Source organism: Nostoc sp. (genome assembly GCF_036917455.1).
In the GTDB taxonomy this organism is placed as follows: domain Bacteria; phylum Cyanobacteriota; class Cyanobacteriia; order Cyanobacteriales; family Nostocaceae; genus Nostoc.
In genome coordinates, this window is the sequence record NZ_JBALDK010000093.1 from 1 (window position 1) to 15,936 (window position 15,936).

14 protein-coding genes are annotated in these 15,936 nt (G+C 39.7%); 8 read left to right on the forward strand and 6 right to left on the reverse strand.

What is annotated here, in order from left to right:
- Positions 1 to 543 (reverse strand): VWA domain-containing protein (locus tag V7K42_RS10070; protein ID WP_334915774.1); only part of this gene is annotated, 543 nt, incomplete at its 3' end.
- 755 nt (positions 544 to 1,298) lie between these two features.
- On the opposite strand from V7K42_RS10070, the gene V7K42_RS10075 reads away from it, so the two are divergent.
- From V7K42_RS10075 to V7K42_RS10095, 5 genes are all read left to right on the forward strand, one after another.
- Positions 1,299 to 2,696 carry a response regulator gene (locus tag V7K42_RS10075; protein ID WP_334915775.1) on the forward strand — a complete coding sequence of 466 codons (1,398 nt, stop codon included), beginning with the start codon at positions 1,299 to 1,301 and terminating at the stop codon, positions 2,694 to 2,696.
- Positions 2,697 to 3,508: 812 nt separating this feature from the next.
- Positions 3,509 to 5,959, forward strand: a complete 2,451-nt coding sequence (gene pheT / locus V7K42_RS10080) for a phenylalanine--tRNA ligase subunit beta (protein WP_334915777.1) — start codon at positions 3,509 to 3,511, stop codon at positions 5,957 to 5,959.
- 287 nt (positions 5,960 to 6,246) lie between these two features.
- Positions 6,247 to 6,588 carry a WD40 repeat domain-containing protein gene (locus V7K42_RS10085; protein WP_334915779.1) on the forward strand — a complete coding sequence of 114 codons (342 nt, stop codon included), beginning with the start codon at positions 6,247 to 6,249 and terminating at the stop codon, positions 6,586 to 6,588.
- 225 nt (positions 6,589 to 6,813) lie between these two features.
- On the forward strand, positions 6,814 to 7,083 hold the full coding sequence (locus V7K42_RS10090) for a YciI family protein (RefSeq protein WP_334915781.1): 270 nt from the start codon (positions 6,814 to 6,816) through the stop codon (positions 7,081 to 7,083).
- 89 nt (positions 7,084 to 7,172) lie between these two features.
- Entirely contained in the window at positions 7,173 to 7,973 is an 801-nt protein-coding gene (locus tag V7K42_RS10095) for a Tab2/Atab2 family RNA-binding protein (protein WP_334915783.1), read from the forward strand.
- Here the strand turns inward: V7K42_RS10095 and V7K42_RS10100 are convergent.
- Positions 7,965 to 8,369: an Mpo1-like protein gene (locus V7K42_RS10100; RefSeq protein ID WP_334915785.1), complete on the reverse strand. Its 405-nt coding sequence runs from the start codon at positions 8,367 to 8,369 to the stop codon at positions 7,965 to 7,967. The genes V7K42_RS10095 and V7K42_RS10100 overlap by 9 nt on opposite strands.
- A gap of 376 nt (positions 8,370 to 8,745) precedes the next feature.
- On the opposite strand from V7K42_RS10100, the gene V7K42_RS10105 reads away from it, so the two are divergent.
- On the forward strand, positions 8,746 to 9,060 hold the full coding sequence (locus V7K42_RS10105; RefSeq protein WP_334915787.1) for a helix-turn-helix domain-containing protein: 315 nt from the start codon (positions 8,746 to 8,748) through the stop codon (positions 9,058 to 9,060).
- Positions 9,061 to 9,116: 56 nt separating this feature from the next.
- Here the strand turns inward: V7K42_RS10105 and V7K42_RS10110 are convergent, their stop codons facing one another.
- On the reverse strand, positions 9,117 to 10,823 hold the full coding sequence (locus tag V7K42_RS10110; RefSeq protein WP_334915789.1) for an N-acyl-D-amino-acid deacylase family protein: 1,707 nt from the start codon (positions 10,821 to 10,823) through the stop codon (positions 9,117 to 9,119).
- 277 nt (positions 10,824 to 11,100) lie between these two features.
- Positions 11,101 to 11,376 carry a hypothetical protein gene (locus tag V7K42_RS10115; RefSeq protein WP_334915791.1) on the reverse strand — a complete coding sequence of 92 codons (276 nt, stop codon included), beginning with the start codon at positions 11,374 to 11,376 and terminating at the stop codon, positions 11,101 to 11,103.
- Positions 11,377 to 12,115: 739 nt separating this feature from the next.
- Between V7K42_RS10115 and egtC the strand changes: the two genes are divergently transcribed.
- Entirely contained in the window at positions 12,116 to 12,925 is an 810-nt protein-coding gene (gene egtC, locus V7K42_RS10120; RefSeq protein ID WP_334915792.1) for an ergothioneine biosynthesis protein EgtC, read from the forward strand.
- A gap of 302 nt (positions 12,926 to 13,227) precedes the next feature.
- Entirely contained in the window at positions 13,228 to 13,647 is a 420-nt protein-coding gene (locus V7K42_RS10125; RefSeq protein WP_334915794.1) for a hypothetical protein, read from the forward strand.
- Between the two features lie 62 nt (positions 13,648 to 13,709).
- Here V7K42_RS10125 and V7K42_RS10130 read toward each other — a convergent pair whose 3' ends face one another.
- Together V7K42_RS10130 and V7K42_RS10135 are read right to left on the reverse strand one after the other, a co-directional pair.
- On the reverse strand, positions 13,710 to 15,014 hold the full coding sequence (locus V7K42_RS10130; RefSeq protein WP_334915796.1) for a glycosyltransferase: 1,305 nt from the start codon (positions 15,012 to 15,014) through the stop codon (positions 13,710 to 13,712).
- Positions 15,015 to 15,022: 8 nt separating this feature from the next.
- Positions 15,023 to 15,661, reverse strand: coding sequence for a YybH family protein (locus tag V7K42_RS10135; protein WP_334915798.1), 639 nt, complete (start codon positions 15,659 to 15,661; stop codon positions 15,023 to 15,025).
- Positions 15,662 to 15,936: the final 275 nt, after the last annotated feature.

The window sequence follows — 15,936 nt, forward strand, 5'->3', positions numbered from 1 at the left end:
ACGCACAGTTATTTGATTTAAACGCGTCATATTCGCATTTTCTACACCTACTGTAAAAAATGCTACGCGCTTATTAGCTTCATCACCCTGTAAACGCTGGGATGCTTGCTCTACTACATTCTCTAACTCGCCTTGCGGTTCTCCATCGGTAATCATGAATACCCAAGGACGATAGTAAGCAATCCCATTGGTACGATACTGAGATTTTCGCTCTTGAATTATGTCCAAAGCTTTATGAATTCCTGCACCCATTGTAGTTAAACCCTGGGCTGTCAAAATCGGCGGGTTGAATTGATCGGCAGTCACAAAGTCTTGTACTACATTGACATTACTATCAAAAGTGACGATCGCCACTTCCACTCGTCTGGCAGCTAAAGAATTTTTGACTAATTCATCCTTTAAACTGAGTAAACCTTGATTTAAAGCCTCAATCGGATCTCCCTGCATTGAGCCAGATGTGTCTAGTAACAGCACACAAGGACAACGTGGTTCTGGGTTCTCAGCAAATTCTACTACTTCATCAAGTCTTAATGTATCGTGCATAACTTTTTGTGTTATGTTAAAATTCAAAGCTTTATTTTCCTTTTCTCAGAGTATGTAATTCCAGTCGACTCGGCGACTACAGACATATAGTATCTAGTGGTAGATGCTCTAATCTTTATTAAACAAATTATTTTCATAAAGTTCTCTATATATTTTAAGAAGAACTTGAGTACAGCTTAGTTTAGCAAAAAAGAGTTTATCAAAACCCAGCGTTACCTGTTGTAATGTATCTACCAAAAATTTATATCCATTAAACCTACAGTACAATAAATACGTAAACTTTCCTAGATAAGTTTTTAAAGATTTTATGTAGGAAGAATATTCCTTTATATAAAAATTATTAACCATAATTTAGGATCATTAGCGCTAGAAGTATACCAGTGGAACTGCGGGAAATTGGAATAAAATTTGCCTCTTAAGATAAAGAAACATCAATAAACGTCGTTATTAAAGTATTCAGCCAAGAATTGTCGCTAATGAGTAAAATTTAAAATTAACCAACATCTTCTGATAGTCTAGCTATGATAATTGTTTACCTTTATTCATACCCACCTACTTGTTTTTTGAGATAGATTAAGTAAAATGTGTTAAATGTAACAAATGGTTTACAAGGCTTAGAAATTTTAATATATATACACATTCTAAAAGAAATAATTTCTACGTAGAGAAATATTACAAAAAAGAAAATACTTCATAGTTGATATTTTCAATCTTCAAATGTTCGGTTGTTGATTCCGCAAAAAAACTTGAAAAATATGAATAACTCAGGTGCATTCACCAAATTACGTCCTTTAAGTTTGTTAAGACAGTTATCCAATTGCTCTGATAGTACTTATTTACAAGCATTAAGTAACTCAGTATCTTGGTCGATTTACTTAGAGCAGGGCAAAATAACTTACGCTACCCATTCAGTGGAACCGTTTGATCGACTAGAACGCCATTTGCGCCGCCTCAGCCACCAAGTTCCTATGCTTACTAGCGAGGTTCGCGTTCAAGTCCGTCAGATCTTTGAACCAGATTCCCACAGTCAGCTAATCGAAGATGACAGCAATTCTAGAAGCCACCCTCCTGAATATCAGGCGATATCTTGGCTTGTTAGTCAACAACATCTACATTCTACCCAAGCAGCAGTGCTGATTCAAGAATTAGTGAAAGAGGTGATTGAATCATTTCTCCTCATTAAAGAAGGTATTTATGAATTAACAGAACCAATTGATAGAATGCCAAGAATTTGCCGACTAGATGTAGAAAAAATTCTAGATCGTTGCCAAGTCAGATTACAGAATTGGCAGGCTTTTGTTCCACAAATTTCTTCTCCATATCAACGTCCATATCTGTTGATGAATAGCAAAATTGAGGAAAAAGATTTACCAAAACTTCAGCCAGATTTAACTGATTGGATGAAAGGTTTCAGCCTGTGTCATCTGGCAACAATTTTGAATCAAGATGAAATCCAATTAGCTGATAATTTATACCCTTACATACTTAAGGGTGCGATTATCTTGCATGAACCCGATCCACCATTTGATAAATTACCAAAGATATTTGAAGAGCAATGTCTACAACGGCCTACGCTTTTTTCAAAATTAATTACAGAGATAGTTGATATCAAACAAGAACTAAATACTACCGTCAACTCTTACTCAGATATTTCTGAGGAGAATATAGCTCCTGTTCAACAATTACCACAGATTTCTGAGCCTCCAAAAGAAAATTTTCAAGAACCAACATCAAATAACATAAATCCGGCTTTCCAAAAAGTAACATCTGCTACTGTAACGGCACAAAAAGTCCACAAAATCGTTTCTGTTGATGATAGCCCGACAATTCTTAAAGAAATTAGTTATTTCTTAGAAAATGAAAATTTTTCTGTTGTCACGATTAACGATCCAGTAAAAGCCGTTTTGTCAATTATAAGGCACAAACCGGACTTAATTTTGCTAGATTTAAACATGGTAGGAATCGATGGTTATGAGTTGTGCCGAATTATACGAAATAATTTAATTTTTCATAATACTCCGATCATTTTTGTCACTGGTAGTAAAGGAATTGTAGACAAAGTAAAAGCGAAACTGGTAGGGGCATCTGGATATCTTACCAAACCGTTTACACGCGCCGAATTGCTGAAAACAGTCTTCATGCATTTGACTTAAATTAACCACAAAATCTCATTACTTTGAGCTATTGAAGATAAATCAATTATATTTATAAACCGAGTAGTATTGACCCGCCAGTTGTTTGATTGCTATTGTTAGAAGTTGTCATTAGAATTAAACTCATATTAATTATTACTCAAACTTAAATTACTCTATCAAGAGGAAGATTAACCACAAGAATGAAAGTATTTTTTAACTTTCATCTTCAATAAATAAATACTGGGAAAAATAGAAATTACCACACTTAGCAAAAGTATAGAAAATCCGATTTACATTTAAAATGAACAAAATTTAGATTGGATTGGCCATTCTTTTGATATTGTTCAGGCAGATTTTAGCAAAATTGCCCGATAATCCTGATGGTGAATGCTTTAGAGGCATTTTAAGCAGTGATTTTTCGGCTCAAACAGGGCAAATTTACCTCTGTCGAGTACTACAATGCAATTACACTACAAAAAAAGTGAAGCCTGATTTTTGGAGTTTGTTTGACAAAATATTACTTATGAGGTGTTATCGAGTTTTAAACATTCAAGTTTTGCTCCCGCTGATCCTGTCAACTTTTTTCTTTCCAGGATTTAAAAACTCGTGGCGAATAAGCAAGCTAGTGTATCTAGTTGGCTCAAACATATCTTCCACATTGACACAAGCCAAGACCACAAGAAAAGATTAGCATTAGAGATTATTCTGCCAGCCTAACGTAGTAGGATTGTTCCAGTGAAAGGGTACGCCTTGCGGGATGAGTAGCCATCGATCGCTAGTAGGCACCCTAAAATAAGAACAAAAGACGATTCCTAAAACAAGCACAATCCATGCGTATTTCTCTAAATTGGCTGCGCGAACTAGTAGAGATAAAACTTAGTCCAGAAGAATTAGCCGAAACCCTGACAATGGCAGGGTTCGAGGTAGAAGATATTGAAGATCGCCGCACTTGGGCCAATGGCGTGGTTGTAGGGAAAGTGCTTGAGCGTCAACCCCACCCCAACGCTGATAAATTAAGTGTTTGCCAAGTCGATATCGGTGCAACTGAAACTTTAAATATTGTCTGTGGCGCTGCCAATGTGAAGGCAGATATCTATGTGCCGGTAGCAACTACGGGTACTTACTTACCCAACATCGATTTAAAAATTAAACCTGCAAAATTGCGTGGTGTCCCATCTCAGGGGATGATTTGTTCTTTAAAGGAACTCGGTTTGCCCACCGATGTAGACGGAATTCATATTTTTACTCAAGAAAATTTACCATTGGGTAGTGATGTGCGTCCGTTGTTGGGTTTAGATGATGTAATTTTAGACTTGACTGCAACTGCTAATCGCGCTGATGCTCTGAGTATGGTAGGTGTAGCACGGGAAGTAGCAGCTTTAACTGGTGGAAAGTTGAGTATTTCTCAGCCTGGTGAAGTCTCTATTACCAAAAGTACCGGAAACTTAGCTTTAAAAATTGCCGATACCCAAGCTTGTCCTGCATACATTGGTACAGTAATTGAACAGGTCAAAATTGCTCCATCTCCCGAATGGTTGCAACAGCGTTTGCGGGCGGCTGGGGTACGTCCCATCAGCAATGTGGTGGATATTACTAACTACGTTTTGTTGGAATGGGGACAACCACTACACGCCTTTGACCGCGATCGCCTAAAATCAGTTGCAAGTAGCGAAAATTTAACCATCGGTGTCCGCTTCGTCAATAATGGAGAATCCCTCAAAACCCTGGATGGACAAACTCGCACCTTATCAACCCAAAATTTGTTAATTACCGCTAACGACAAACCCGTAGCACTGGCGGGAGTCATGGGTGGAGAAGAAACGGAAGTCCATGAAGGGACTCAAAGCTTAGTTTTAGAAGCAGCTTTATTTGATTCCGTGGCAATTCGCCGTTCTTCCCGCAGTGTTGGGTTAAGAAGTGAAGCTTCTGGCAGATATGAACGGGGAGTTAACCGCGCTGAGTTGGAAATCGCTAATCGCCGCGCCTTATCCTTAATTAGCGAATTGGCTAGTGGAATTCTTGTCCAGCAGGAAATTGCCGACACTCGCCCCGATCCTTCTACCTGGAGTCGTTCGATCGCACTGCGTTTAGACCGAGTTAATCAGATACTAGGGCCAATTGATTTAGGAGAGGACACAGGTGAACTCCAAGAACAAGATGTTGAACGCATCTTGACTGCATTAGGATGTCAGTTGACTCCTTCAGGTGAAGATAGCAGCCATCAACCTGCATGGTCAGTTTCTGTCCCACCCTATCGTTACCGCGACTTAGAGCGAGAAATCGATTTAATTGAAGAAATCGCCCGTCTCTATGGTTACAACAGATTCTGTGATACTTTACCAGAAAAATCCGAAGGTGGTTATCTGCCTTTAGACGAGGAACTAATTCGTAAGTTACGGGCTTTCCTCCGGGCTGAAGGGTTGACAGAATTAATCCACTATTCTTTAGTCAAACCAGGCGAAGACAGACAGATAGTCCTGTCAAACCCCTTATTTGTCGAATATTCAGCGCTACGAAACGATTTAATATCTGGGTTGATTGATGCCTTTCAATACAATTTAGAGCAGGGTAATGGTGCGCTGAACGGCTTTGAAATCGGACAAATTTTCTGGCGAGAAGAAGACGGTTTCCAAGAAACAGAAGCCCTGGCGGGGATTATAGGAGGCGATCGCACCGTTGGTAAATGGTCAAAAGGTGGACGCGAAGAACCCATCACCTGGTTTGAAGCTAAAGGCATTTTAGAAAGTGTATTTCGACAACTTGCCTTGGAAGTAGAATTTCAACCCGATCGCCGCGACGATCGCTTACATCCAGGACGCACCGCTTCTTTGTGGATTCGGGGTAGCAGACTGGGTATTTTTGGACAACTTCATCCCCAATTGCGACGAGAAAAAGGTTTGCCAGATTCCGTTTATGTTTTCCAGTTGGATCTAGATGTGCTTTTAGAATCTGTAGGACAAGATGAAATTCTCGTTCCGGCGTTTCAGCCCTATTCTACCTATCCAGCTAGCGATCGCGACATCGCCTTTTTCGCACCCGTGAAAATCTCCGTTGCCGAAATTCAAAAAGTAATTACCAAAGCGAGTAAAGATTTGCTCGAATCGGTGGAATTATTTGATGAATATCGCGGCGAAAATGTCCCCGAAGGACAAAGAAGTTTAGCATTTCGTCTAGTTTATCGGGCTAGCGATCGCACTTTGACTGAGGCTGAAGTTGAACCAGTACACAATAAAGTCCGTGAAGCCTTGGTGGAAAAATTCGGCGTGAACTTGAGAAGTTAGAACTTATATCATGTCCGACTGATTCTGGTCGAATTACCCCCCTTAATCCCCCCTTGGAAAGGGGGGAAAAAGAAATCCAGTTCCCTCCCCTTTCCAAGGGGAGGGTTAGGGTGGGGTAAAATCTTGGTGTAATAAGCTATTTCAGACTTGTGTATACACCGTAGCCTTGGTAAAGGGAGGGGTGTTAACGACTTTTCCAAGAGGTATATTAGGTGTAGGTTGGGTTTCCTTATGTCAACCCAACCTGCAATTTTTTTGCAACATTTGAGTAATGACACGCCAGTAGGGTGCGTTATGGACACGCCAAAATAACAAATGCGATCGCCAAATCAACAAATGCGAACACCGAATCAACAAATGCGTTCGCCAAATCAACAAATGCGAACACCAAATCAACAAATGCGATCGCCAAATCAACAAATGAGTTCGCCAAATCAACAAATGCGTTCGCCAAATCAACAAATGCGAATGCCGAATCAACAAATGCGATCGCCGAATCAACAAATGCGATCGCCCCAGATGGAAAAACAGCCGTTTCTGCTTCTTATGACAACACCCTGAAACAATGGGATCTAGAGACAGGTAAGGAAATCTCTACCCTGACTGGTCATAACTCCAGTGTATTATAGGCACTTAGAGATCCCCCCTAGCCCCCCTTAAAAAGGGGGGAACCGGAATCAAAGTCCCCCTTTTTAAGGGGGGCTAGGGGGGATCTGAAATGTTTTGCTACTAACGAGAGGACTTTTCAAACATCCTCTTAAGGGTTTATTTGAAAAAATCTCATTTTAAAAGCAGATCGACTCAAACTCTTGGCAGAGTAATATCTTATTAAACAGTAGGAGTAACTAGGAATTATGCCTAAATATGTACTTTGGGGAACTTACTGCGAAGACGTTCTTGAAAAACGTGTCCCTCACCGTCAAGCTCATTTAGACGGATTAGCAAAACAGAAAGAATCCGGTGTACTGATTACTATTGGCCCTACCAAGGATGTGACAAAAGTTTTTGGGATTTACGAAGCCCAAGATGAAGCCACTGTGCGCGAGTTAATTGAAAATGACCCCTACTGGAAAAATGGCATTTGGACTGAATATTCAGTTAAAGAATGGATTCAGGCTTTATAAATTGGGTATAGGGCATTGGGCATTGATTATAATTCTCCTTTCCCATTCCCTATCCCCATTCCCCATTCCCCATTCCCAATTCTCAATTTATGAAAATTTGGCAGGTTGATTTTTATCGTCGTCCCTCACAAGATGCAGCGGGACAAATTTTATGGGAGTTGTTGATTTGTGACGCAACTCGCAGCTTTGAGTATGAAGCTACCTGTCTCCAGTCAGCAGCGAATTCGACTTGGGTTGCTGCTCAACTTGAGTTAGCTGCTGGTGAAAAATTGCCAGATGTGATTCAGGTATTTCGTCCGCAGTCACTAAGTTTAATTGAGGCGGCTGGACGCAATTTAAGCATAAATGTCGAACCTACCCGCAACACTTTGGCATTGAAGCAGTGGTTACAAGAAAAGCAGTATCCCTCAACGCTGGATAAACCACCCCCAGCACCATTACCAGAGAACCTCTGGGGAGAACAATGGCGTTTTGCAAGTTTAGCAGCTAGTGATGTAGAAACCAGGTTTAGCGATCGCCCCATTCCCATTTTGCACATCCCAGAACATCTCAAACCGATCAATTTGGGTTTAGCGTCAACAGTGCCCGTCCCTGGTGTAGTAATTTATGGTGGACGGCAATCGATGCGCCTAGCACGCTGGTTACAGCAAGCCCGCCCTGTGGCGTTGAACTACATTTCTGGCGCACCAGATGGCTTAATATTAGAGGCTAGCTTGGTAGATAGGTGGATTGTTGCCACTTTTGAAGATCCAGAAGTTACAACAGCAGCCCAAACATATCAACAGCGAAAAAAGCATTGTCGAGGATTGCACTTTTTGTTAGTACAACCAGATGATTCCGGGATGACTTATAGCGGCTTTTGGTTATTACGGGCAGATGATTCATATTGATAGATAATTATTTAATATTTTTTGCTGTTGGCGAATATCGTCTCGATATTTGCCCATTAAAATCCTGATTAACATTTTACCCAAACAGTAAGAAGCCCGCCAAGAAAAAACAGCATCTTGTAAATCAATATGGTTACGCTCAAATAAAAAATGTCCGGTTAATCCCAACAATTGAGTTAACGGTAAACACAAAAGTAACGAAAAGTTGTGCAACTTCCAAGCACAAAATAGCAAAGTATAAAAAAATAATATTCCCAGAATATGGAAAGTAATATTAATTGGATGCTGATGTTTAAGAACAAAAATATCCCAATAGTCAGTAAAAGGGTGATCCAGAATTTGATTGTTAATTTTATCTTTCAGTTTTTGTGGAGGATTAGAATTGATATTACTCATAAGATAGTGTGTGAAAAAGCAATATGATTAATTTATACCTTAATAGTCATTGTCAGCTACACAAATACCTTTACATTTAATACCGTTCGTAGCAGTGCGCTGACAATGAGGACATAGAACTTTTTCGTTTTCTATTTCTTCATTTGTCTTTATACTAATGCTTGTCTGTATCCTGTCTTTTTCAGTCTGGAGTTTTTCACTCATAAGAATGGAGGAATTTTTAGCTGTTTAAATTTTACAACTCATTTAGGAGTGATGATTGATGAGGCACAATTTAATATAGCAAAGTGATACCTATGCTGAATAAAGCGATCGCTCACCTTGTCCACACAAACAACCTGAATTTCATTAATAACCGATCAGCATGAGTAATGCAATGGATCAAGCTAAGAGAGAACGTTTAAAATCTAAAGGCTGGAAAATTGGCACAGTTTCAGATTTTTTGGAGTTAACACCCGAAGAAACTATCCTTGTTGAAATTAAGCTAGCTCTCAGTCAAAACTTGAAGGAACGTCGGCAAAAACTGATGACTCAAAGTGAACTTGCTACTAAGATTAGTTCCAACCAACCTCGGATTGCTAAAGCTGAAAATAGCGATGCTTCAGTATCAATTGAATTGTTGATCCGAGCAATGTTAGCAACAGGTGCAACTCCTCAAGATATTGGACAAGTCATTGCTGATGTAGGATGAAAGCAATTCAACGCTAAACTTTCAAACCTCATCTCTACGCCTCTGTGTGAAATACTTCAACAAGAAAACAAAACAGTTCCCAACTTTTCTCGTCCTAAAATATCGCTCACTTCACCCCTACAAATAACCTGAATCCCATTAATATAAACTGCTTGCACAATCTCATCCGAACCACGCTTAACCATCCGAGGTTCACCATCTAAAACTGGATCTGATATCTGCACCTGCGGGCTAATTGGCTGATTTAAGGCATTGGGATCGAGTAAAACTATATCCGCTTTCGCACCAACTTTGATAACTCCCGTATCTAGACGAAACCAACCAGCAGGTTCTCCGGTAACGCGGCAAATCGCAGCTTCAGGTGAAAGGAACTTCGTTGCAACTGCTTGTTTGAGCAAAGACAAGGCTCCATCATAGTAACCCAGGTTACGGACGTGAGCGCCAGCATCAGTAAAACCAGGCAAAATATAGGGATGCTGCATCATCGCTAAACGGGGTTTTAAGCGATCGTTCGCTCCTGTGGCCACCCAGCGTAAATCTGTATCGTATTTTTGTAATCCGTGAATAAATAAATCCACTGGTTCTTGTTGCTTTTGACGAGCAATTTCTGCAAAACTTAACCCTTGCCAACTTGCTTCGGGACAATGAATAACTTCCATCAAATCCAAGCGACGATGGAATGATTTATGCCGTTTACTCAGCCATTCTTTACGAAACTGATGACGAAAAATTTCCGATGCCCATAGTTGTTGTCTTTCTTCTCGTGACTGACAGCCATTGAGTTGTGCGCCTGTGGAAAATTCTTCAAATAAGGGAGTCACAGATCCATCAGAGTAAATGGTGAAGGGTTCAGTTAGGGTTTGAAAGCGTACATTACCGTTTAGCAGCCGATTCCAAATAAAAAGTAGGGGGGAAAATATTCGCCATAGTTTGCGATCGTGTACGGCATCTAAAGCAGAGAGGACTGTTAGCCGCAGTCGTTTTTGTCCAATCCCTGAACCCATCCGTAGAATCTCTACAAAGGAAGTAAGTCGTTGTAAGTTGGGTGTGACTTGAAAAACGCGATCGCCCCGCCGACACAAATCTGCTAGCATTGCATATTCTTTAAATTTGGCGTGTTGAGACGGAATTGTGCAGCCTTGCCATTCTCCACTCATCCGATGCCAGGGAAACATATCAATAGAAATGCCAATAAAGCCAGCATCTATTGCATCTATAGCTATGCGCTGCATAAGTTTTAGTTCAAATTTTGTCGGTTGAACGGTTAAACTGCGTTCTAACCCCATCACATGAGCGCGTAAGGCACTGTGTCCAAACATTGGGGCAACATTGGGGCCAAGGGGTAACTGTTGCAAATGCTGTAAATATTCTGCTGGTGTCTGCCAGAAAACCGACTTTTTCAACCATTTTGCAATCAGCCGATGGGAAAGTGTCTCTACTCTCTGAAAAATATCAGCTAGGATTTGGGGTTCTGCGATCGCAACAGACAAGCTACAGTTACCAATAACCACGCTAGTAACTCCATGACGAACTGATTCGCTCAATCCTGGTGCAATTTCTAACTCTAAATCGTAATGAGTATGAATATCTATAAATCCAGGTGTCACCCATAACCCAGAAGCATCAACCACTTCCCGCGCTGGGGTAGTTAAGGAGGGTGCAATGGTGACAATCCGGCCGTTTTGAATGCCGATATCTCCGTGCAGAGGTGGAGAGCCTAAGCCATCGAAAATTAACCCATTTTGAATCAGCAAATCTAACATGATTTTTTCCCTTGGCTTCCTTACAAGTTTTAGGGCATGGCTTTGAGATTTACTAGCACTTTCTCAATAAAAAATTTGTTATTTACCTATGATCGCTCCCAGGGCGGCCGCATCATGTCAATAAGACTAGTTTATTCTCAATAGACTCAAAAATAATCTCATTAACCTCTACTTATTGACAAAAATTTTAGTGATCGCTTTGAGCCTTGGAAAATAAATCAAGCCAGAAATACCGATTTTTCGTTGGGTCTTAATCTTGGTCGTGATCAAGAGTACTTTAGATGCGTTTGCCCTGTGATCGCTCCCGTGTTTCAGCATGATGGCGCAACTCACGAGCATAGGCTTGACTATCAGTGATATCTGGGCGTGAATTGATTACACCTTCGTTTTGCCAGTATGTAACAAGTTCAGCCCCAGTTTTGGGTAAATTATCTACAGATTTTCTTGTAAATAAAATACGTAAAATATACTCGGATAACGGTAAATTGAGTTGAGAGGCTTCAATGTAAAGTTCGTTTTCTGGTTCTGTTGGCAGGTTAAGGTTAAGACTCATCTGACTCTATTTTTTAGTTTTTCTCTTAATATTGATAGTAGCTTGAAGTGGAACAATATTGCCTGAATCAGATTTTATCGGTTAAACTTATCAATATCTTAAATCCTACACTTTTCTTTCTAAAATCGGAGTTACTGAATAAAAATATGAATTAGCTATCTATAGTCAAGTTTTATTTTTTTTACTGACAAATGTTGACAACTCATCTATTTGAGTAATTTCTAGTATTTCATCTTTTTTGATCATATAAATCAATAACCTGATGGTCAAATTTCACACAATGTAATGCAAGTTTACCGCTCTGATTTCCATTTTTGCGAATATGAGTTGATGCTTTGGAGATTACATAGCGATGTCTACGACGGGATACGCCTACGCACTAATTCATATTTCTATTCTGCAACTTTTGAAAATATGTCTTTGGATAGACGACTATTTATCAACACAGAAATACTCTTTTTTAGTTTCAGTACATATAACGCTTTTTTTCACAATATTTAAGAGTTATTTAGTTTGCGAATAGACACAGGTATTGATGCTTAGTACATTGAAAATTCTCCAGAAAATTTTAATGGAAATTATAAATAAAAGCATGACTAAAGTCATAGTTAAATCGTACACAATAGCAAGAATAGTTGTTAAATTAGTAATGTTTTGTAGTCATTGTATAGTTAAAAGATTCGATTGATATCGGGGCTTGTGACTAAATTTCGTTACTCTTTCAGCAACGTCGTTTTTTATGTGTAGATTAATTGGCTATTTTGGTAATCCCATCCGATTAGATGAGTTGCTGTATAAACCGGAGCATTCGCTTTACAAACAAAGTTACAGCCCCTTGGAATTAAAATCAGGAGCAGTTTGTGCAGACGGAGTGGGTGTAGGTTGGTATGACGAAGTGGGTAAACCCTTCATTTATCGAAACACGATCCCGCTTTGGAACGATTCAAACCTGGAAGAGTTGAGCAACTATGTACAATCTAGTTGTACTGTAGGCTATGCCCGATTAGCTGGGATAGGTCAATCGCTCGACATTAGCAACTGTCAGCCATTTCGCAGTGGAAAACTGTTGTTTGTCCATAATGGTGAAATCTCAAACTTTGAACAGACTCTTTATAGGCCAATACGTGAGAGCCTGTGTGATTCTACATACGGTCTGATTAAAGGCATGACTGACTCAGAACACATCTTCGCCCTGCTAGTGCAAATGTGGCAGTCTTCTCCAGACAGGACTTTGTTTGATGCCTTACGTGCGACACTTGAAAAATTGACTGAGTTGGCATCAGAACACAAAACTAGCTTTAGTGCCAATGTGATTGTCAGTGATGGTCAAGCAGTTGCAGCAGTTCGCTACGCTTACCGCACACAAGCCCCTACTCTTTATTGGTCAAGTGATTCTCTTAAGCATCCAAACCAAGTTATTGTTGCCTCTGAGCCTTTATCTAACGAAAATTGGACTGCTTTTGATGAGCAAAGTATGCTATTTTTTGAAGCCAAGTCATTGCAGCCAACAATTAGCCTGTTGGAGAGATTTGCTCCTATTGGGGTTTAAATAATGGGAGTTAAATAAACAACACCCACAATACCCAAAAAAGAACCTCAAATCTATATCTATCACCTTGCCCATAAGCTTTAGATAAAGTGTTTCTCTAATGAAAGATCCCTCTTAAGTTAGAGATATATTCTGTGCTGTGGTAGAAGATTTTTTGATTCTACCTCAGTATCATAATTAAGAAACAAATTATTAGAGACATTATAAGATTCTCATTCTTTATCCAATCCCCAGCTCTTTTAGTTAAGAAATAAACAATTCTTCAGATAATTTTGTTAAAAGATAAATAGTCTTTATAATATATGGCTGACACAAACCAAGTCGATAGTAATAAAAATAATTTGGTTCAACACACAGAAGGAAGCAAAACTGATATGCATTCATCATCTAAAGAAACCAAACCGACAACTAAAACAATTAATGTAGATGGTCAGCGTCCAGTTGATGCAAGTGAAATTCAGATTAAAGAAACAATTAATATAGATGGTCAGCGCCCGATTGGTAAGAGCGCTTTTGAAGAGCATGACATACTAAATGTAGATGGCAAACGTCCAATTGACCCTACTGATTTTGAAGTTGATGCTATTCTTGACATAGATGGTCAACGTCCGATTGCTAAGAGTAATTTTCCAGTTAAAGATACTCTAGATATAGATGGTAGCCGCCCAATAGTTTCAGATAACACTGTTGATTCGGAAATACCAACAGACTATGTAGACTAAAATCACGACATAGCTTGACATTTTACCTTACACTATGTGTTTTTTGTGATTGATTGTTTATTTTATTTGTTGTCAAGATTAATGTAAATATTTTGACCACGATGCTCAGTTTTAAACCAGCGCGATCGCTCCCTTTGCACACACATCTTTAAAGTCGTCACAATCATCACAGGAATCCAATGCACCATGTATAATGACCCTTGGATTGTTGCCCAAACCAAAGACCATCCTTGTAAATTTTGAAATTGGTAAAGTCCAGCAATAAAGGCAATTGTCAGAATGATGCTGAGTAGTGTTTGCAGTGGAAATAAAACGGGATGATGGCTATAAAATATTGTCCAAAGGAAGTCAGGGATTAGTCCAACTGGTAGCAAAAATTGCAATAGAAAGAATAATAGTAAATCAGTTTCTTTTGCCAAACCTAAAGTCAGAATTTGGGGGAAATAATCTAGGTAACGCTGATAGCCACCTTCAGCCCAACGACAGCGTTGATACCAAAGTTTTTTCCAAGTAGTTACGCCTTCTTCTTGAATTGATGGAACTGTAACAAACTCAATTTCTGCACCTGCTAAATAGAGTTTGAAGCAAAGATCCAAATCATCGGTGACAGTGTTCTCATTCCAACCTTGACACTTTTCTAATAATTGCCGACGAACTAACATCCCATTCCCGCGCAGTTCAGACATTCCACCAATAGCAATGCGATGGGTTTGTAAAAAGCTATCACAGCACATTTCCATCTGCTGACAACGGGTTAAGAAATTGGTATTAGCATTAGAAATCGCTTTTCGCACTTGCACTGCACCGATCGCTTGCTTCTGAAATAGAGGTACTGTTTGCTGGAGAAAGTTGGTAGGTAATTGAGCATCCGCATCGCAGACTAGAATAATCTCCCCTTGGGTAAAGGGAAACACCGCATTCAATGCCCCTGATTTACCACCTTTTGATTCCCGTCGATGAACTTGCAAAGATGGAAATTGAGTTTGTAATTCCTTCAATATCTGGGGAGTTTCATCGGTACTACCATCATCAACAATCCAGATATCTAGGCGATCGCTGGGATAATTCAATTGGCATAAGCTGTAAACTAGATTAGCCAAAACTGAACTTTCATTTTTAGCCGGAACTAAAATCGAGACTGGCGGTAAGTAAATCTCATTCTCCATCACCACCGCCACTGGTTTTGCTAATAGCATCCGTAATGTTTGCACAGTCAGGATTGCCGTTAATCCCAGCATCAACCATTGTGTTTCTGGTAGCCAGTGCAGCAAACTCACGCCACTCCAGACTAATAAAACTACTAGGGTTGCTTTGAGCCGGCGATGAAAGATAGTATTTTTACTGGGCTGATAGGTGCTTCTTACCACTTTATTTGTTATATCCTTTCGGTTCGTGGCTTATTCCTGCGACGTAATAATAGCATCGTTACTGCTCCCACCAGGAAACCACCCACCCCTGCTGCAACTGCGAGAATCCGCCCTAATTGTTGAGCAGCATTCAACACTGGGTTATTCAGCAAATTGGAGGAGAAGTGCAGCGATTGAATCGTCCATTTATCTTGGAGTTTTTGCAGCACGGCTGTCCATCGCAAAGCCATATCAGCCGCTTTGCCATCTTTGAAAGAAAAAGATGCGATCGCTTCTCCAGAGGCAACGTCTATATCTGGAGCGAGAAATGTTCTGATCGTATCTCCCTTTAGTTGCATTTTGATATCTTTAATGGAACTGGAAAACTGCTGATTCCAGTACTTTTCAAACTCAGGAACTTTGTGAAAAGTCTGGTTATCAACTGTTGTGATTGTAAAGTTTGGGTGCAAGTAAGGCTGTATTTTGGTAAAATCGCGAGTGTTTAGGGCTTGCAGGGCAATATCCCGCGTGCGAATAATTGCATTTATCTCCTGTGGGTTGACATCTGCTAGAGCGGATTGGGGTAGATTCCAAATTACCAACACTAACAAAACACTCCAAAGTAGCTGAGTGCATTTGTATATGCTTGCCCATCTCTGTTTCATCATCTAAAAAACCTGTAGATTGATTGATACTTACTGATAATTTTTTTAATTTTACTACCCATATTCCATACTTCTTTTTGTAGAACGTCATAATTGTTGCCACGATAAAATAGTACAAACGTATTGTGGTTCAAGCTAACTATATTGACCGCAATCTTAAAACTCTGTATCAATTACCTTATCTAGGGGTTGCTGAAAAAGAAAGAGAAGCTCACAGGATATAGATTATCTGACCAAAGAAGTATATTCAGGTGCAAGACTTGAGGGTAAAATAGCCC

Bases quoted from the DNA above. Each gene is read 5' to 3' on its own strand.
- V7K42_RS10110 (WP_334915789.1), bottom strand. From the start codon at position 10,823: ATGTTAGATTTGCTGATTCAAAATGGGTTAATTTTCGATGGCTTAGGC.
- V7K42_RS10075 (WP_334915775.1), top strand. From the start codon at position 1,299: ATGAATAACTCAGGTGCATTCACCAAATTACGTCCTTTAAGTTTGTTA.
- V7K42_RS10100 (WP_334915785.1), bottom strand. From the start codon at position 8,369: ATGAGTAATATCAATTCTAATCCTCCACAAAAACTGAAAGATAAAATT.
- V7K42_RS10125 (WP_334915794.1), top strand. From the start codon at position 13,228: ATGGCTGACACAAACCAAGTCGATAGTAATAAAAATAATTTGGTTCAA.
- V7K42_RS10090 (WP_334915781.1), top strand. From the start codon at position 6,814: ATGCCTAAATATGTACTTTGGGGAACTTACTGCGAAGACGTTCTTGAA.
- V7K42_RS10135 (WP_334915798.1), bottom strand. From the start codon at position 15,661: ATGATGAAACAGAGATGGGCAAGCATATACAAATGCACTCAGCTACTT.
- pheT (WP_334915777.1), top strand. From the start codon at position 3,509: ATGCGTATTTCTCTAAATTGGCTGCGCGAACTAGTAGAGATAAAACTT.
- egtC (WP_334915792.1), top strand. From the start codon at position 12,116: ATGTGTAGATTAATTGGCTATTTTGGTAATCCCATCCGATTAGATGAG.
- V7K42_RS10095 (WP_334915783.1), top strand. From the start codon at position 7,173: ATGAAAATTTGGCAGGTTGATTTTTATCGTCGTCCCTCACAAGATGCA.
- V7K42_RS10105 (WP_334915787.1), top strand. From the start codon at position 8,746: ATGGATCAAGCTAAGAGAGAACGTTTAAAATCTAAAGGCTGGAAAATT.
- V7K42_RS10115 (WP_334915791.1), bottom strand. From the start codon at position 11,376: ATGAGTCTTAACCTTAACCTGCCAACAGAACCAGAAAACGAACTTTAC.